This is a genomic window from Nocardia elegans NBRC 108235 (assembly GCF_001612845.1).
In the GTDB taxonomy this organism is placed as follows: Bacteria; Actinomycetota; Actinomycetes; order Mycobacteriales; family Mycobacteriaceae; genus Nocardia; species Nocardia nova.
Genome location: NZ_BDBF01000016.1, coordinates 108831 through 125654 on the forward strand (window position 1 = coordinate 108831; position 16824 = coordinate 125654).

General features: G+C 69.0%; 15 protein-coding genes and 1 riboswitch. Of the genes, 7 read left to right on the plus strand and 8 right to left on the minus strand.

Going from position 1 to position 16824, the window contains the following annotated elements; genetic code table 11:
- The first annotated feature begins 209 nt into the window (after nucleotides 1-209).
- A complete protein-coding gene (locus NE2_RS13685) occupies nucleotides 210-1133 on the plus strand; it encodes a hypothetical protein (protein WP_063026253.1) in 924 nt (307 codons plus the stop codon).
- Nucleotides 1134-1139: 6 nt separating this feature from the next.
- Here NE2_RS13685 and NE2_RS13690 read toward each other — a convergent pair whose 3' ends face one another.
- A complete protein-coding gene (locus NE2_RS13690) occupies nucleotides 1140-1961 on the minus strand; it encodes a DUF1266 domain-containing protein (protein WP_228817556.1) in 822 nt (273 codons plus the stop codon).
- Nucleotides 1962-2178: 217 nt separating this feature from the next.
- Between NE2_RS13690 and NE2_RS13695 the strand changes: the two genes are divergently transcribed.
- A complete protein-coding gene (locus NE2_RS13695) occupies nucleotides 2179-2427 on the plus strand; it encodes a DUF2277 domain-containing protein (RefSeq protein ID WP_063026254.1) in 249 nt (82 codons plus the stop codon).
- 4 nt (nucleotides 2428-2431) lie between these two features.
- On the opposite strand, the gene NE2_RS13700 is transcribed toward NE2_RS13695, so the two are convergent.
- Nucleotides 2432-3826 carry a PucR family transcriptional regulator gene (locus NE2_RS13700; RefSeq protein WP_063026255.1) on the minus strand — a complete coding sequence of 465 codons (1395 nt, stop codon included), beginning with the start codon at nucleotides 3824-3826 and terminating at the stop codon, nucleotides 2432-2434.
- Nucleotides 3827-4294: 468 nt separating this feature from the next.
- Between NE2_RS13700 and NE2_RS13705 the strand changes: the two genes are divergently transcribed.
- The 3 genes from NE2_RS13705 to NE2_RS13715 all read left to right on the plus strand — a co-directional run bounded on the left by NE2_RS13705 (nucleotide 4295) and on the right by NE2_RS13715 (nucleotide 8614).
- On the plus strand, nucleotides 4295-5830 hold the full coding sequence (locus NE2_RS13705) for an aldehyde dehydrogenase family protein (RefSeq protein WP_227463121.1): 1536 nt from the start codon (nucleotides 4295-4297) through the stop codon (nucleotides 5828-5830).
- Nucleotides 5827-6666 carry an SDR family oxidoreductase gene (locus NE2_RS13710; protein ID WP_063026256.1) on the plus strand — a complete coding sequence of 280 codons (840 nt, stop codon included), beginning with the start codon at nucleotides 5827-5829 and terminating at the stop codon, nucleotides 6664-6666. The genes NE2_RS13705 and NE2_RS13710 overlap by 4 nt, the downstream gene beginning before the upstream one ends.
- 571 nt (nucleotides 6667-7237) lie before the next feature.
- Nucleotides 7238-8614, plus strand: a complete 1377-nt coding sequence (locus NE2_RS13715; protein ID WP_063026298.1) for an amidase — start codon at nucleotides 7238-7240, stop codon at nucleotides 8612-8614.
- 22 nt (nucleotides 8615-8636) lie between these two features.
- Here the strand turns inward: NE2_RS13715 and NE2_RS13720 are convergent, their stop codons facing one another.
- From NE2_RS13720 to NE2_RS13740, 5 genes are all read right to left on the minus strand, one after another.
- Nucleotides 8637-9518, minus strand: coding sequence for a LysR family transcriptional regulator (locus NE2_RS13720; RefSeq protein ID WP_030517361.1), 882 nt, complete (start codon nucleotides 9516-9518; stop codon nucleotides 8637-8639).
- A 376-nt stretch (nucleotides 9519-9894) separates the two neighbouring features.
- Entirely contained in the window at nucleotides 9895-10449 is a 555-nt protein-coding gene (gene hpt / locus NE2_RS13725) for a hypoxanthine phosphoribosyltransferase (RefSeq protein WP_030517362.1), read from the minus strand.
- 24 nt (nucleotides 10450-10473) lie between these two features.
- Nucleotides 10474-11406 (minus strand): tRNA lysidine(34) synthetase TilS, encoded by a 933-nt coding sequence (gene tilS / locus NE2_RS13730; RefSeq protein ID WP_063026299.1) that lies wholly within the window; start codon nucleotides 11404-11406, stop codon nucleotides 10474-10476.
- Nucleotides 11407-11579: 173 nt separating this feature from the next.
- A complete protein-coding gene (locus NE2_RS13735) occupies nucleotides 11580-12716 on the minus strand; it encodes an Rv3626c family coenzyme F420 biosynthesis-associated protein (RefSeq protein WP_084494019.1) in 1137 nt (378 codons plus the stop codon).
- 14 nt (nucleotides 12717-12730) lie between these two features.
- The gene (locus NE2_RS13740; RefSeq protein ID WP_063026257.1) at nucleotides 12731-14158 is read right to left on the minus strand and encodes a D-alanyl-D-alanine carboxypeptidase/D-alanyl-D-alanine-endopeptidase; all 1428 of its coding nucleotides are present in this window, start codon (nucleotides 14156-14158) and stop codon (nucleotides 12731-12733) included.
- 268 nt (nucleotides 14159-14426) lie between these two features.
- On the opposite strand from NE2_RS13740, the gene ppa reads away from it, so the two are divergent.
- Entirely contained in the window at nucleotides 14427-14918 is a 492-nt protein-coding gene (gene ppa / locus NE2_RS13745) for an inorganic diphosphatase (RefSeq protein WP_030517366.1), read from the plus strand.
- Between the two features lie 129 nt (nucleotides 14919-15047).
- Here the strand turns inward: ppa and NE2_RS13750 are convergent, their stop codons facing one another.
- Nucleotides 15048-15869, minus strand: a complete 822-nt coding sequence (locus tag NE2_RS13750; RefSeq protein ID WP_063026258.1) for a crotonase/enoyl-CoA hydratase family protein — start codon at nucleotides 15867-15869, stop codon at nucleotides 15048-15050.
- An 83-nt stretch (nucleotides 15870-15952) separates the two neighbouring features.
- On the opposite strand from NE2_RS13750, the gene NE2_RS13755 reads away from it, so the two are divergent.
- A complete protein-coding gene (locus tag NE2_RS13755; protein WP_063026259.1) occupies nucleotides 15953-16519 on the plus strand; it encodes a flavin reductase family protein in 567 nt (188 codons plus the stop codon).
- Between the two features lie 107 nt (nucleotides 16520-16626).
- A riboswitch (SAM riboswitch) is annotated at nucleotides 16627-16740 on the plus strand.
- The last annotated feature ends 84 nt before the right edge of the window (nucleotides 16741-16824 follow it).

The following is a 16824-nucleotide window of genomic DNA, read 5'->3' on the forward strand; positions in this document are numbered from 1 at the left end:
AACGGATGCGGACAAGCCACGTTACCGCGTACGGTCTACTCGATACATCGCGCAGTTCGGCAGCTGATGCAGTTCAACAGGTAAACGGTCGGAGAACGCTGGTGGTTCCCGACCTATCGGGCGATCACCTCACGGTGTCCGTCCAAGTGGTCCCAATCATGGCATGCACGACCTATTGTGAGCGACAACACAGGACGAACGCAGGGGGTATGGACATAGTCGAGCTACGGACACCCACAGCGATACTGCGCCACGGCGGCGGGCGACTCCAGGTTCTGCGGCCGGGCACCGATGGCGAGCGGGTGCTCGACGTACCGGTGTCGGACCTGCTCAAGGTCCGGCTGAACCGGCGCGCCGACGACGCCGTCGTGATCGAGATCTATCTGCGTTATCCGAGTCCGGTCCTCACCGGCGTCCCGGCCGACCGCACCCCGCTCCCGGTGCTGATCGCCGAACACGACGTACCGGCCGCGACCGTGATCGTGGAGCGGATCAACTCCCAGATCCTGTCCACCCAGCGCATCGATATGTCGGCACCCGATCTGGTGCCTCCCGCGCCGGTCTGGGGTAAGACCGGGCCGACCCGGGCCGACGTGGACCGCGCGCTCCGGCGGATGGCGCCGCGGCGCGAGACCCGCGCGGCCGCCGGAGCGCTGCACACGATGGTCACACCCGAGGAATTCATGTTGGAGACGGCGATGGTCACCGCGGTCCCGCCGGCCGGACGGGGGCGCGGGCTGATGGCCGTCACCACCGAGCGGGTGCTGCTGCTCTCGATCGGATCGACTCCCCGCTACGCGCACGAGATGCCGGTTTCCGCGCTGATCTCGGCCGAGGTCGGCAAGGGTTCGGGCGACGAGCCGGGTGGTGATTACGGCATCGACCTCACCGACGGCAACCGGACGCTGAGTTTTCTGGGGACCGACCGGGCCGATACCGATCGGATCGTCGGCGCGGTGAATTTCGCGATTCAGCGCGAGTCCGCCGACGGCGCCGTAGCGCCGCCGGACCCCGGTGTGGCACAGCTGTATTCGGAGTGGGAACTGCTGGTCGAGCGTCATTCACTGGCGATGGTCGACGATGCGCAGTTCCAGCGCTACGGTCGCGGGATCCTGCGCTCGCTTCCCGACTGAGACGCGCTACTCCCCCTGGAGTGCGATGCGCCGCCACGGACTGGTCGGCCGCATCCATAGTCGGACCAGTTCGAGCCGCCGATCGGTGCCGCCGGACTTGAGTTCGGCCAGATCCTCACAGGCCTGCCAGTAGGTCCAGCCGGTGAGATAGGCGTCGCCGAACTGCCGCCAATTGCGGTAGCGCTTCTGCGCCGGCGGCAGCGCGCGCATCACATAATCCCAGGCGGTATCGGCCTCGAGGTAGCCGGCGGTGAAGGCCATCCGTGCCACCGCCACCACCCGGGCGAGGTCCCAGGCCTGGATATCGGCCGGCAGCGGTTGCACCAGATGGCCGGTCAGATCGAGTTTGATCGCCTGGGACCAGATGTCGTAGTCGCGAACCAGCGCCTCCGGATTGTCCATTCCCCGGAACGCCCCGACCTGCCGCAGGAACGCGCGATGCCGATCGGCGCGTTCACCGAAGCGGTCGCGTTCGGGCGAGTTGAGGGCCGCGTTGACCAGCGGATGGACCAATGCGTACAGCGGCGCGTGCATCCCGTCGAGCAGCTGTTCCATCGACGCCATCGCCTCGGTCCCGTCGGTGATTCCCCAGGCTCCGGTCAGGGTGTCGATGGCCAGTTCGCGGCGGTCGCCGAGCGGATGTTCCCGCTCGGGCCCGAGCAACAGCGCGTCGTGAAACGCGTCCCAGCGGGCGGAATAGAACGCCCCCAGGGACAGCGCGCGCAATTCGTCGTCGGAAACCTGAGCGCCGGACCAGTGGTCGTCCTCGCGCTCGTCCAGTTCCGGGTAGGGGAATGTGGTCAGGGTCGGCATGTCGCGGGCAGCCATGGTTCCGATTGTGTCGTATCGGCGATGCGGGAGTTCGATTATCTCCCGATGCCGTGTCGACTGTGACCCGCACGATTCGCCGCGTTCACCGATCGGGGCGCGCGAGAGGCGGATTTCGACGCTTCTGGACGCTTTGCCACAGTCCGATACACACATTTTTCACATTTGCCGTTTCATCGGGCGCCGCAAGCCCCTACCTAGGGCTACTCTCGGCGCCATGAGCAACATCACCGTGCTGCGCGGGCTCGAACCCCGTGCCACCGAGCAGGAAATCTTTGCTGCCGCACAGGAATACGTGCGGAAGGTGGGTGGCCTGACCGGTCTGTCGTATGTCACGAAGCCGGCCTTCGACAAGGCGGTGGCCGCGGTGGCGGCGGCAACGACGACGTTGCTGGCGGAACTGCCCGACCATCCGGTGACCCCGGCGGCGGAACCGCCGTTGCGCACGACCGGGGATCGGGTCTGAGCGCTCACACCCCGTAGACCGCGACGCATTCCAGCGCGAGCTCGAGTCGCAGCCCGCATTCCTCGATGCGGCGCCCGAGCGTTTCCTCGATGCGCTGAACGCGGTAGCGGACCGTGTTCTTGTGCACGCCCAGGCGCGCCGCCGCGCCCTCCGGGCTGCGGTGGCAGCGCAGATAGGCGAGCAGCGTCTCGCGCAGCCGCGCCGAACTCGCATCCGGCGCGGCCAGCGGTCCGAGCTCCCGCCGGATCAGCGCACGCATCGCCGCGACGTCCGCGCCGGCCAGATATGCCGGTTCGACCTGCGCGTACGGCAGCACCCGGCCGAGTTCGACGACCGCGCGCTCGGCCACCTGCCGTGCCGCGATCGCCTCGCGGTGGCTCTGCCGGAACCCCGCCACGCCCGTCCCGGACGAACCCAGTGTGAGGCGCATCGGGGCGGCGACGATATCCGCGGCGACCGCCGCGACCGCCTCGGCATCGGCCGCGATCCATGCCCACAGCGCCGCCGATCCGGCCGGGACGGTGAGGACTCCGACCCCGCCGAGCGCGTTGGCCAGCCGCGTGGCCGTACGTTCCAGCCGCCCGAGTTCGTCGCTGCCGCCCGCCAGCCGGTCGTCACCCGGCGCACGCTCCCCCGCGCGGCCATCGTTTCCTGCGACTGCATTACCGGGCAGCCCGGTCGGGGCATCCTCGCCGTCGCCCGCGCCGGGGGCGTCGATCCAGCCGGCGAACCCGTCCGCCGCGGCAGAGAGCAACGCAGCGGCCCCGCGCGCGGCGGGATCGGTCCACAGCACGATCGCGACCTGGCGTTGCGCGAGGCGGAAACCCAGCCGCGCCGAGGCGTAGTCGGCATCGACATCCTCGCCCGACAACAAGGTGCGCACGATTTCGGTGCGCTGGTTGAGCGCCGCGCGCAGACCGCGCTCCCGCTCCTGCATATAGGTGTCGGTCAGCGCCTCGACGGAGGTGTTGACCCAGCGGGTGGAGCGCTCGAACAGCCGGATCAGCGCCGAGCGTTCGAACTGCTCGGGCAGCCGGCGCTCGTCGATCACTTCGGTCATGTAATCGTTCGCGGCCTCCTGGCCGGCGTGGTAGACCCGCAGCAGCAGCCGCAGGTCGTAGCCGCGGCGGGCCAGGGTGCGCGCGAACGCGTGTGCCTGCTCGGGAACCGCGTAGTCCATCGCGTCCTGGGTGAGACCGCTGAGCACCGCCAGGGCATGCGCCCGGGTGCTGGATTCCAGGTCGCGGCGCAGATCACGATCGGTCAGCTCCGGCACGCGGCCGATGATCTGCGCGTCGAGCCGGGCCACCATCTGTTCGAGGGTCTCCCCGCGCAGTGTCTCGGCGACGAAATCGGCCATCCACTGCCGCACCGCCACATCGGACGGAGCTGTCGCCATCACCGATCCCCCTCCGTCACACGATCTCGTTACGCGGCCGCCGACCACCTGCCACCGGCGGCGAAAAATTGTGCTTTGATGCCAAATTCCGTGCGAGTCCTTGACCGCAAAGACCAAGCAGCGCGCGATTCATTGTGACACGATCATAGATCAGTGAAGTGATTCACAATGTCAACCGTTCGCAGCGCAGCGCACGTGGGGAGAGACAGCATCGTGCCGAATACCGAACCGTCACCCGGCGAATCCACGGCCGGGAAGCCGACCGGCGCCGACAAGCCGGCCGCCCGCAAGACCGCAGGCCGCACCGCGGCCAAGAAGACGCCCGCGAAGTCGGCGGCCAAGTCCGCCTCGGCCGCGAAGTCGAGCACCCCTGCGAAGTCGCGCACCGCGGCCGCCGAGAAATCGGCACCGGCCGCCGCCGAGCAGGCCTCCTCATCCGGGCAGCAGGCGACGGCGGTCGCGACCGCGGTGGCCACCGAGATCGAGGTACGCAACCCCGCGACCGGCGAGCTGGTGGGCACCGTCCCCGCCGAATCGGCCGACGCGGTGGCCGCCAAGGTGCGCGAATTGCGGCTCTACCAGCCCGAATGGGAGGCCATCGGGCCGGAGGGCCGCAAGGAATGGCTGCTGAAGCTGCAGGACTGGATCATCGATCACACCGATCATCTCGCCGATGTGCTGCAGTCGGAGACCGGCAAGGCCCGCGTCGACGCGCTGATCGATCCGAGCTTCTCGGTCGATCTCACCGGCTATTACGCCCGGCGCGCAGGCAAATTCCTCTCCGACGAACATCCCTCCCCGCACAGCCCGCTGGCCCGGGTCAAGAAGCTGACCACCGCCTACCGGCCCTATCCCGTGGTCGGCGTGATCACGCCGTGGAACTTCCCGCTGGCGATGCCGGTGATCGACGTGATCCCGGCGCTGGCCGCGGGTGCGGCGGTCGTCCTCAAGCCTTCCGAGGTGACTCCGCTGTCCGCACTGGAACTGGCGCGCGGCTGGTCCGAAATCGGTGCGCCGCCGGTGCTGGCTGTGGTGACCGGCGCCGGCGAGACGGGTGCGGCGGTCGTCGACAACGTCGACTACGTGCAGTTCACGGGGTCGACGAAGACGGGTAAGCGGATCGCCGCCGCCTGCGTGGAGCGGCTCATCCCCTACAGCCTGGAACTCGGCGGCAAGGATCCGGCGATCGTGCTGGCCGATGCCGATATCGACCGCGCCGCCTACGGCGTCGCGTTCGGCGGCCTGTTCAACGCCGGGCAGGTGTGCATCTCGGTCGAGCGGGTCTACGTCGAGGCGCCGATCTACGACACCTTCGTCGAGAAACTGGCCGCGCACGTGCGCGAACTGCGGCAGGGCGCCGACGGCCGGGAGCCGAAGTACGATGTGGGCGCGCTGGCCAACGACGCGCAGAAATCCATCGTCACCGACCACGTCGAGGATGCGATCGCCAAGGGTGCGCGGGCCGTGACCGGCGGCAAGGCCACCGGTGTGGGCACCTTCTACCAGCCGACCGTGCTGGCCGACGTCGACCACTCGATGAGCTGCATGACCGAGGAGACCTTCGGCCCGACCATCCCGGTGATGAAGGTCGCCGACGAGGCCGAAGCCGTTCGGCTGGCCAACGATTCGATCTACGGCCTGTCCGCGTCGGTATGGACCGGCGACAAGGCGCGCGGGGAACGCATTGCGCGTCAACTGAATGCGGGCGCGGTGAATATCAACGACGTCTTCGCCAACATGTTCAGCTTCGCGCTGCCCATGGGCGGGTGGCAGCAGTCCGGTGTGGGCGCGCGCTGGGGCGGCGCCGACGGCGTGCGCAAATACTGCCGCAAACAGGCCATCACCGTGCCGATCCTGCCCACGCAGGAAAAAGAACTCATGTGGTTCCCGTACAACACCACCAAACTCGGATTCGCGCTGGCCGCGATGCGCGCCGCGGGTGCGCGTGGGATGCGCCGGCTGGGTATCAAGGACATGCTCGACACGGTCGGAGGGAAGAAGTGACCGACTTCGGCAAGATCAACGGCAAGGTCGTCGTCATCACGGGCGGTGCCCGCGGTATCGGCCTGGCGACCGCGACGCGGCTGCAGCAACTCGGAGCGAAGATCGCCATCGGCGACGTGGACGAGACGGCCGTCAAACAGTCCGGCACCGACCACGATTTCGACCACTACGGCCGAGTGGACGTGACCGACCAGCAGTCGTTCAGCAGTTTCCTCGACGAGGTGGAACGGGCGCTCGGCCCGATCGATGTGCTGATCAACAATGCCGGCATCATGCCCACCGGCAAGGTGGTCGACGAACCGGATGCGCTGACCCGCCGCATCATCGACATCAATGTCTACGGCGTCATCCTCGGCTCGAAGCTGGCGCTGGCCCGGATGCTGCCGCGGCGCGGCGGCCACATCATCAACATCGCCTCCCTCGCCGGGGAAACCCACATCCCCGGCCTGGCGACCTACAACGCCACCAAACACGCGGTCCTGGGCTTCACCGACACGCTGCGGGAGGAGTACCGCGATACCGGCGTGTCGTTCTCCTCGGTGCTGCCGACGCTGACGAACACCGAACTGGGATCGGGTGTTTCGGCGCCGAAGCTGATGCGCCCGGCCGAGCCGGAGGAGATCGCCGAGGCCATCGCGAAACTCCTGGTGGCGCCGAAGTCGAAGGTGCGCGTGACCAAGGTGGCCGGCGCCATCTCGCAGGTGGTCGGGTTGCTGCCGGAATCGGTGGGCGATGCGATCGGGCGTGCCCTGGGCGCGCAGCAGACCTTCCTCGGCGACGTCGATTCGGCGGCCCGCAAGGCGTACGAGGAACGGGTCCGCAGCGGAACCGAATAGCGCGGAGCGAAACGAGCTGTCCGGCCGCGGTGTCCAGTGGGCGCCGCGGCCACCGTGCATTCGACGTCGACGCGGTCGTGGTTTCGCGGCGCCATCCGCCACGCCCTGTGATGATCGACGGTGTGCATCGCCGAAAGTGATAACTTGCGCGACAACATCGAAACAGCCCATATCGACCACAACGCGACGGGGGCTTTGACATATGCACAACGAGGGCACCGCACTAGCCGACGCGATATCGAACGCCGTCTCGCGCGCCACCCGGGAGGTAGCAGTGGACGCAGACGAAACCACCGGTACGGAACCAGCGGATCCGGCCTCCGGTTCCGAATCCGAAACAGTTGAGCTCCAGCAGGATTCCCTTGCCGACGCCGAGGCGACCGCCCCGGCCGACCCGTCGCGATCGCCCACCGCCGCAGTACCGGCGGAGGACGCGGCCGCCGTGCAAGCACAGGCCGCACCCCCCGAGCAACCCGGCGACACAGGGCAGTCGGCGGACCCGGACCAGCGCCCCGACGCGCCCGCGCCGGCCACGGCCCGCCCGCGGCCGGCGGACGATGAGCCGCTTCCCATGGGCCGTGCCGCGGACGCCGCCGAGACCGTTCCGAACCCGGCGACGTTGACCACCGCCACGGCGATCGCCGCCGCGGTGCGCGACGGTCTGGTCACGGCCGGGCAGGTCGTCGACGCCACGCTGGATCGCATCGCGGGGGGTGATACGCGAGTAGGCGCCTTCCACACCGTCCGCGCCGAGCGGGCACGGGCCGAGAGCCGGGCCCTGGCCGACCGCGCGGATCTCGACATCCTCCCGCTGGCCGGCGTTCCCGTCGCGGTGAAGAACAACATCGATGTGGCCGGTGAGATCACGGCCGCGGGGTCGCGCGCCGGGTCGGGCGTCCCCGCCGGCTCGGATCATCCGGTGGTGCGACGGTTGCGCGCCGCGGGCGCGGTCGTGGTCGGCCTGACCGAGATGCCGGAGGGCGGGCTCTGGGGCACGTCCGACACGCCCGAGCGAATTGTGCGTTCTCCGTGGAATATTCGCTACAGCGCCGGCGGCTCCTCGGGTGGGTCGGGCGCCGCGGTCGGCGCCGGACTCGTGCCGGTGGCCCACGGCAACGACGGACTCGGGTCGGTGCGCATACCCGCCGCGTGCTGCGGCGTATTCGGCATCAAGCCGGGGCGCGGCGTGGTCCCGGCCCAGGTCGGTGTCGACTCCTGGAGCGGCATGACCGAGAACGGAGTGCTCGCGACCACGGTCGCCGATGCGGCACTCATGCTTTCGGTATTGGCCGACCGGCCCGCCCTGGCCGATCTGGAACCGCCGACGCCGCTGCGCCTCGCGATCGCGGCGGGATCGCCGTCCCCGCTGGTACGGGTGGACAAGCATTGGGCGGCGGCCGCGCAGACCGCCGCCCGGCTCGCCGGGGAGGCCGGTCACGGCGTTGCTCCCGCCGCACTGCCCTACCAGGGCGCCACCACCGCGCTGGCGTGGCGCTGGCTGGCCAATGCGGCGCGCGAGGCAGGTGCGGTGGCGAATCCGGAACTGCTGCAACGCCGTTGCCGCGTGCATATCGCACTGGGCCGGGCGGTGCTGAAGGCCGGTCTGGTCCGGCCGGATCAGGTCGATCGGATCGAGGCGCGGTTGCTCGACTTCTTCGAGCAGCACGATGTGGTGATCACCCCGACCCTGGCCGCCCCCGCTCCGGCGGCACGCAACTGGCACGCCCGCGGCTGGCTGGCCAATGTCGTTGCCAACGTTCGCTTCTCGCCGTTCACGCCGCTGTGGAATCTGGTCGGCTGGCCCGCGGCGAGCGTCCCGATGGGACTGCATCCGCGCACCGGGACGCCGGTGGCGGCGCAGCTGGCCGGACCACCCGGCAGTGAATCGACGCTGCTCCGGCTGGCCGCCCAGCTGGAGGCGGCCCAGCCCTGGCAACGCACCGCCTGACAGCGCCTATCGGTCGGTCGCGTTATCGGTCGTCTTCGACGACGGAGAAGCCCCCGGCGACAACGCGATTGGCGAAATCGAGAATGGTCGGCCGGTCGTCGTCCGCGCGCCACACCATCGCGAGTTCACACGGTGCGAGGCCGGCGACCGGGCGGGCGGTGAGCCCGGGCCATCGATACATCGGCACGTTGTTCTCGGCCAGCAGGCAGACCCCGAGTCCGAGGCTGACGGCCTCGAGCCGCTCCTCGGCCGTGGCGGCCTCGCCGCCGATCTTGGCCTGGCGGCCGCCGCGGGCGTCGCCGCCGAGCCAGAAGTCGCGTGCCGCACCGGCTTCGGCGGGCATCGCGATGAACGGTTCGTCGATCAGATCGGCGAATTCGATCGTCTCCTGATCGGCCAGCCGGTGATTCTCCGGGAGGAGCACCCACCTCGCCTCGGTGCGCAGCACCTGCCAGCGGTAGCGCCCGGAATCGGGCACCGGCAGCCACATCAACGCCAGATCGGCCTGCCGGCCCGCGAGGCCGCTGGAGGGATCGGTCCACGACGCCGAATGCAGCGCCAGCCGATGTCCGCTGGCGCTTTCCAGTTCGGCGATCAGACCGCGTCCGATCGAACTCTGGATACCGACCCGCAACACCTCGCCGGCTTCCTGGAGAGCCACGTTGGTGACCTCCCAGAGCTCCAGAATGCGGCGGGCGCCCTCGAGCAGCTCTTTACCGGCGACGGTCAGCGCCACGCTGCGCTGATTGCGATCGAACAGGACCACGTCGAGCTGACGCTCGAGCTGGCGGATCTGCCGCGACAGGGTGGGTTGAGCGATGTGCAGCCGCTGGGCGGCATTGGTGAAGTGCAGTTCCTCAGCGACGGCGACGAAGTACCGCAGGTCGCGCAAATGCGGGTCCATAGCACCTTGCTATCAGAATCGGTCTTGGAAATCCAGCCGCTTTAGACCTTCGAGTCCGAATAGAGGGTCAGAAACAGCCAAACGGTTTGTTACCGACAGCATAGGGCTCCGCCATAACTCCAGCACAATCGCCTCGGAAAATTTCCAGCGAACGCGACTGTCGTCGCCGAGAGCCGATGAAACCGCTTCGCCGCGCGCGACGACCAGCGGCGATGTCACTTTCGGCGCAGCGCGTAGATCTCCGCCGCCGAGACGGCCCACTATCCGGGCCGACCAGCAACTTCCCTCGATAGCGATTGCGCAGGGAACATCTTCAAACGGTGATTTTCGCCACAGTCCGGCGGAATTCGGTCACCAATTCGGTCATGTGCCCAGTTCAGGCGCTGTAGACCCGCGGGTTCAAGGTGCCGATGTAGGGCAGATCGCGGTAACGCTCGGCGTAGTCGAGTCCGTACCCGACGACGAATTCGTTCGGGATGTCGAAGCCGACGTGCGCGACCTCGATGTGGGTGCGCAGGGCATCGGGCTTGCGCAGCAACGTCACCACCTCCAGCGAGGCGGGGTTGCGGCTGGAGAGGTTTCGCATGAGCCACGACAGCGTGAGACCGGAGTCGATGATGTCCTCGACGATCAGCACGTTGCGCCCGGCGATGTCCTTGTCCAGATCCTTCAGAATCCGGACCACACCCGAGGACGAGGTGGACGACCCGTACGACGAGACGGCCATGAACTCCATCTGAGTCGGGATCGGCAGCGCCTGCGCCAGCTCGGTCATGAAGAAGATCGCACCCTTGAGCACGCCGACCAGCAGCAGATCACCCTCGGGCGCGTCGGGGGGATATCGCTTCGCGATCAGTTCGGCCAGCTCGTCGACCTTGGCTCGGATCTGCTCCTCGGTGATCAGCACCGACGCTATGTCGTCCCCGTACACGTGTGCTGGCTTCCCTTCGGGTCGTTATCGTGCAAACGCCAACGTCAGCCTGCCACGTTCGCGCCTGGCAACCAACCTGATCCCCGGCATTCCTCCGCCGACCGCGACGCCGCCCTGGCCGTGCCACTCGGTAATCAAGGACTCGACCGCGCGTAAATGCTTGTCCGTCAAGGCTTTTGCACCGCCGTCGAGCAGCCAGGCCCGGATGACACGCCGACGAATCGCGGACGGCACCGTGGCGAGTGTCTCGACCGACAGCGACGAACCATCACGCGCGTCGATCAGCAATCGATCGGCAATCGCATCGAGCGCCTCGCCGTCCTCGCGCAGGTGCGCGGCCGTGCGAGCCAGCGCCGGCGCCACACCCCCACCCAGGACCTCCTCCAGCAGCGGGAGCACCTCGGTCCGCAGCCGGACACGGGTGAATTCGGGGGCGGCGTTGTGCGGATCCTCGTGCGGCACCAGGCCCAGATCCCGGCACATCTCCCGAGTGACCGCGCGCCGCACACCCAGCAGCGGCCGGCCCCAGGGCTCGTCGAATTCCGTCATCCCCCGAATCGAACGCGGACCCGATCCGCGCGCCAATCCGAGCAGCACGGTTTCCGCCTGGTCGTCGAGGGTGTGCCCGAACAACACCGGGAGCCCGGCGCGCGCCGCGTCCAGTGCCCGGTAGCGCGCCTCCCGGGCGGCGGCTTCCGGGCCACCCGCGCCGCTCACCCGCACCCGGCACACCCGCGCGGATCGGCATCCCAGTCGCCGGGCGACGGCGGCGGCCTCGGCGGCGACCTCGGCGGACCCGTCCTGCAGCCCGTGGTCCACGATGAGCGCGTCGACCGCCGTGGCCTCGGCCACCGCCGCAGCCGTCAGTGCGAGCGAATCCGCCCCGCCGGAGAGCGCGACGGCAACCACCCCGTCCGGCGCGTAGCGCACAAGCCAATCCCGCACCGCGTGCCGCATGACCAAGACGGCTCGGGTCTCGGGCAACCGCGCCGGGTCCGCTGCCCCCGCCTGCTCTGCGCCCAGCCGGACCGGCCCGGACGCCGACGGCGATTGCGCATCGTCGGGCGATCGGACCTCCGCCGCCGACACCGGATCCGTTCCCGGCGCCTCCGCGGGCAGATCCGCCGGGTTCATCCCAGGACTCGGTCGATCCATCGTTGCGGGGTGCTGATCTCGTCGGGCCGGGGCAGGGTGTCGGCGTCGGTCCAGACGGTGTTGAACCGCTGCATGCCGACCTTGCCGACGACGTCGTCGACGAACGCCTTGCCGCGCACGTACTGCGCGACCTTCGCGTCGACGCCGAGCAGGGCACGCAACAGGCGCTGGACCGGATTGGCCGGGCGCCGCCGGCGCTGATCGAAGGCCTCCCGGATCTGCGCGACGGTGGGGATCACGGCCGGGCCGACGGCATCCATCACGTGGTCGGCATGGCCCTCCAGCAACGTGCCGAGCATCAGCAGCCGGTCCAGCGCCTCGCGCTGCGGCGGCGGCTGGGTGGCGCGCAGCAGGCCGAGGATCCCGCGATCGGCCGGATCGTCGCTGACACCGTTGTCGCGCCGGCGGCGCAACTCCTCCATCAGCCGGGTCAGCACCTCGTTCACCGATTCGTCGCCGACGGCGCCGAGAGTGTCGACGTTGCGCTTCATGTAGTCGCCCAGCCACGGCGCCGAGGAGAACTGCACCCGATGCGTCACCTCGTGCAGGCACACCCACAGCCGGAAGTCGCTGGGCGAGACGCCGAGTGCGCGTTCCACGGCCATGATGTTCGGGGCGACCAGCAACAGGGTGCCGTCCGGTCCGCTGAACGGGTCGTATTGCCCGAGGATCGCGGTGGACAGGAAGGCCAGCATCGCCCCGGCCTGGACACCGGCCGGTTTCCCGGCGAAACGGCCGCGCTCGTCCTCGGCGGACCCGGTGAGTTCGGACATGGATTCGGCGGCCGCGCGGATCCAGCCGCGGCGATCGACGATCGTGGCCTGCGGGACGGGCTGGTCGTCGAGGAGCAGACTCACCTCGCGCACCGGGCCCTCGGCCCGCACGGACGCCTCGGACAGTTCCTGGACGACCTGTTCGGCCGAATACCGCGTGGTGCGGGGACCGGACGGCACGACGGCGCTACCGGCGCGTGCGGCCAGCTGCCAATCGACCGAGCCGGCCAGCACCGAGCGCTTCGCGGCCGAGTTCGTCGCCACCTCCACGGGTTCGCGACCGGCGACCGCGGCATCGTCGGCGGTACGGCCATCGGCGGGGTCACCGGATCCGGTCATCGCATTTCCACCCGTCAGGAGCATCCACAGTTGCGAAGCGTGGTGGCGACGGCGTCCAATGCCGGGCGGCTGGCCTCTGGGGGCCGGTCGTTCGACATCAGCGCGAAGGTCATGACCCGGCCGTCGCGATCCAACACATATCCAGCCAACGCGCTCGACACGGACAGAGTTCCGGTCTTGGCGCGCACCCAGCCCGCTCCGGAGCGTTCGGGGCCGCCGTCGACGAACCGCACGGCCAGCGATCCGGTACCGCCGGCGACCGGCAGATAGTCCAGCAGTGGCGCCAGCGGAGAGGCGACCGCGGCGCTGTCACCGGTGTCGATGACCGAGGGCGCGGCGGTCCCGCCCGAATCCGCACCGCCCGGCTGCGCGGACGCGGCCGACTCGGCGATGATCCGGTCGAGCAATCGCGCCGGAACCCGGTCGTCGGTGGACAGTCCGCTGTTGTCGATCTGGGTGACGCCCGCGGTGTCGAATCCCGCCGCCTTCAACGCCGTCAAGGTGGCGGAGGCGGCACCGGCGAACGACTGCTCGCCACCGGTCGCCGCGGCGATCTCCCGGCCGATCGTCTCGGCGAGCACATCATCGGAGTGAATCATCATGTCCCGCAACCGGTCTCGCAGCTGCGCGGATTCCACGTGGGCCAGTTCGGCGGCGCCGGGCGCGGCCTTGCCCAGCCGTACCTTCGCGGGGTCGGCGCCCAGCTCCAGCGCCAGCCGGCGACCCGCGTCCAAGGCGGGAGTGGCCGAACGCGGCGAATATTCGACGAGCGGGTCGAGGCGACCGCCATCGATCATCACCGGTTCGATCGGCGCCCATGAACCGCCCGCGATATCGGCCGGATCCCAGCCGGCCGGTGAGGTCGGGCCCGAATACAGCGAGGTGTCGACCACGACCGTGTCGACCGGATGGCCGGCGGCACGAATCTGGGCCACCAGATCCGACAACTTCGGCCCTTCCGGGTAGTACCCCTTGCCGTCGGCCTGCGCGGTCAGGGTGGGATCGCCGGCGCCGACCAGCACCACCTCACCGGGCGCCGAACCGGCCACCACCCGGGTGGTGAGCCGATGGTCCGGCGGCAGGACCAGCAGGGCCGCCGCCGTGGTCATGACCTTGAGGGTGGACGCCGGGATCATCGGCTTGTCCGGATCGGCGCTCCACAGCGTGGCGCGGGTGTCGGGGTCGGAGATCGATCCGGCGAAATTGCCCAGGTCCGGACTGGTCGCCACATGGGCCAAGGCATCGGCCAGGCCCTGGCGGCTGGGTTCGGGCGCGCTCGCCGAGGCGGGATTCAGCTGCGGAAAGGGCTTCACGGGGGCCGGGGGTGCGGCTATCGTCAAACCCCCGTGCCGGAATTCCTCGGTCCACGGGCGCACCGTCACCAGGGCGACCGTGGCCACGACGACGGCGACAACGGTTGCGACCAGCACCGCGACCCACATATTGCGGCGTCGGCGAGCGGCCAGCCCACCGATGTTCTTCCTACCTCGACCTACCACGTGACAGCTGTCTCCCTATTCACCCGTGTGAGGCGGACGCTCCCTGCCGCACCCATGCGCGCATCGACCACACTATCCTCACCTCGCCGGCGTTCCACCGAACGAGCTGGCGAGTCGGCAGCCCACCGAATCGGTCGGCGAGTCGGCCGCGGCACACGCCGGCGAGCAGCCGTACCGCATCAACGCATACGCATCGGACGAAGGAGATGACGTGGAGTTCGACGTCACCATCGAGATCCCCAAGGGGCAGCGCAACAAGTACGAGGTCGACCACGAGACGGGTCGGGTGCGGCTGGACCGCTACCTCTACACCCCGATGGTCTACCCGGCCGACTACGGCTACATCGAGAACACCCTGGGCTCCGACGGCGACCCGCTGGACTGCCTGGTGCTGCTGCCCGAGTCGGTGTTCCCCGGCGTGATCGTCGAGGCCCGTCCGGTGGGGGTGCTGCTGATGAGCGACGAGGCCGGCGGCGACGAGAAGGTCGTCGCGGTTCCGGCCGGTGACAAGCGCTGGGATCACATCCAGGACGTCAACGACATCCCGGAGTTCGAGCGCAAGGCCATCGAGCACTTCTTCGAGCACTACAAGGACCTCGAGCCCGGCAAGTGGGTCAAGGTCGACGGCTGGGATGGCCGGGCCAAGGCCGAGACTCTCGCCGATGAGGCGTTCAAGCGGCTGCAGGAGCAGGGCGGGCACTGAGTGCCGCTGGCGACCCGCGCCGCCGGGCCGCCGGGCATCCCTACCGAGCGAGAGCGCCCGCGGGCGTATGCGTCCCGCGGGCGCTCTCGCCGATTCGGCAGCCGTGTCGGCAGGCCGCCGGCCCGAGCGCTACTTGCCCTGGAAGTTCGGCTTGCGCTTCTCGAAGACGGCCTGGATCGCCTCGGTCAGATCCTCCGAGGGCAGGAAGGCCGCGTTCCACGCCGACACGTACCGCAGCCCGTCGGCCACCTTGCCGGCCTTGGGCTGATCGAGCACGTCCTTGATGCCCTGCACGACCAGCGGCGGGTTCGCGGCGATCTCCTCCGCCAGCGTGTGAGCGGCGGCCAGTACCGCCTCCTGGTCCGGGTAGACGTCGTTGATCAGGCCGATCTTCTCCGCGCGCGCGGCGTCGATGTCCTTGCCGGTGTAGGCGAGCTCGCGCACATGGCCCTCGCCGATGATGCCCGGCAACCGGTGCAGCGACCCGATGTCGGCGACGATGGCGACCTTGGCCTCGCGCAGGCTGAAGCTGGCCTCCGCGCTGGCCAGGCGGATATCCGCGGCGGCGATCAGATCGAGTCCGCCGCCCACGCACCAGCCGGAGATCGCGGCGATCACGGGTTTGCGGCAGTCGGCGACCGCGGTCACCGAGGCCTGCATGCGCCGGATCTCGTAGAGGAAATCGGTGCGCGGTGCGGCCAGGGCCTTCTCGGCCAGCAGCGGACCGAAGGTCGGGCTCATCGCGGGCAGATCGAGACCGTAGGAGAAGTGCTTACCGGAACCGGTGAGCACGATCGCGCGGATCTCCGGGTCGGCGTCCATCTCGCCGAAGATCAGCGGCAACTCACTCCAGAAATCCGGGCCCATGGCATTGCCCTTGCCGGGTCCGGTCAGCGTCACTCGCGCGACGTGACCGGTGCGCTCGACGTCGAAAGCCTTCCAATCACTCATTCGTACAGCGTATCGGGGCAGTTCGGCGGCACCGGGACAGCGGTCGGGATTGCGGGAGAGCGGGCAGGACGTAGGTTGGAAGCGTGAGCAGTTCCCAGCGACCCGACGCCGAGCTGGCCGATCTCGAACCCGAGCATCTCCGACCTCAGCACGATGGCATCACCGCAGCGCAGTACCGAGCCGCCATGCGCCACTACCCCGCGGGAGTGACGATCGTCACCCTGAGCCGGCCGGAACGCCCGGTGGGATTCACCGCCACCTCCTTCGCCTCGCTGTCGCTGGATCCGCCGTTGATCTCGTTCAACATCGCGCACACCTCCTCGTCCATCGACGCGATGACCGAGGCAGATTCGGTCGTCGTACACTTCCTCGGCGAACATCAACAGCATCTGGCACAGCGGTTTTCGCGTGCCGCCGAACAGCGTTTCGCCGACCCGGAGTTGTGGTCGACGCTCGACACGGGCGAGCCGGTGCTGCACGGCACCCCGATCTGGGTGCGCGCCACGGTGCACCGGTTGATCCCCATCGGCGACCACACCCTGGTCGTCGGACTGGTCACCCGCGTACACGACGACACCGGTGGCGAACCGATGCGCAACCCGCTGCTGTACTACAACGGCACCTATCATCGCCCGGCCGGATTAGACTGAGCCACAAGCTGTTTCACGCATTTCGCGATTGCGGGACGGCGCGGCGCACCTTCTCGCCGGATGCCGGCGCTTGACAATGCCCGGCGAATTCTGCCAATCTCGGCTCAGGTCACGAGTACCAGCGTCAAGCCCCGGCTAGCTGGTCGGCAACCCTCCTCCGCGGTGGGGTGCTCCGGGTGACGACCTGGCCGCTGCTCGACCGAGCACGGCAAGCGCGGACTCCGATCACCCTCCACATCCGGAGTCCCTGAACAAAGGGATCGCCCCGATGCGTACTGCTGTCTCGACAATTGCCGCCGTCAGCG

What these genes read in the sequence shown, in the direction of transcription:
- NE2_RS13685 (WP_063026253.1), top strand. Translation starts at nt 210, where the DNA reads ATGGACATAGTCGAGCTACGGACACCCACAGCGATACTGCGCCACGGC.
- NE2_RS13690 (WP_228817556.1), bottom strand. Translation starts at nt 1,961, where the DNA reads ATGGCTGCCCGCGACATGCCGACCCTGACCACATTCCCCTACCCGGAA.
- NE2_RS13695 (WP_063026254.1), top strand. Translation starts at nt 2,179, where the DNA reads ATGAGCAACATCACCGTGCTGCGCGGGCTCGAACCCCGTGCCACCGAG.
- NE2_RS13700 (WP_063026255.1), bottom strand. Translation starts at nt 3,826, where the DNA reads ATGGCGACAGCTCCGTCCGATGTGGCGGTGCGGCAGTGGATGGCCGAT.
- NE2_RS13715 (WP_063026298.1), top strand. Translation starts at nt 7,238, where the DNA reads ATGGGCCGTGCCGCGGACGCCGCCGAGACCGTTCCGAACCCGGCGACG.
- NE2_RS13720 (WP_030517361.1), bottom strand. Translation starts at nt 9,518, where the DNA reads ATGGACCCGCATTTGCGCGACCTGCGGTACTTCGTCGCCGTCGCTGAG.
- tilS (WP_063026299.1), bottom strand. Translation starts at nt 11,406, where the DNA reads ATGCGGCACGCGGTGCGGGATTGGCTTGTGCGCTACGCGCCGGACGGG.
- NE2_RS13735 (WP_084494019.1), bottom strand. Translation starts at nt 12,716, where the DNA reads ATGACCGGATCCGGTGACCCCGCCGATGGCCGTACCGCCGACGATGCC.
- NE2_RS13740 (WP_063026257.1), bottom strand. Translation starts at nt 14,158, where the DNA reads ATGTGGGTCGCGGTGCTGGTCGCAACCGTTGTCGCCGTCGTCGTGGCC.
- NE2_RS13750 (WP_063026258.1), bottom strand. Translation starts at nt 15,869, where the DNA reads ATGAGTGATTGGAAGGCTTTCGACGTCGAGCGCACCGGTCACGTCGCG.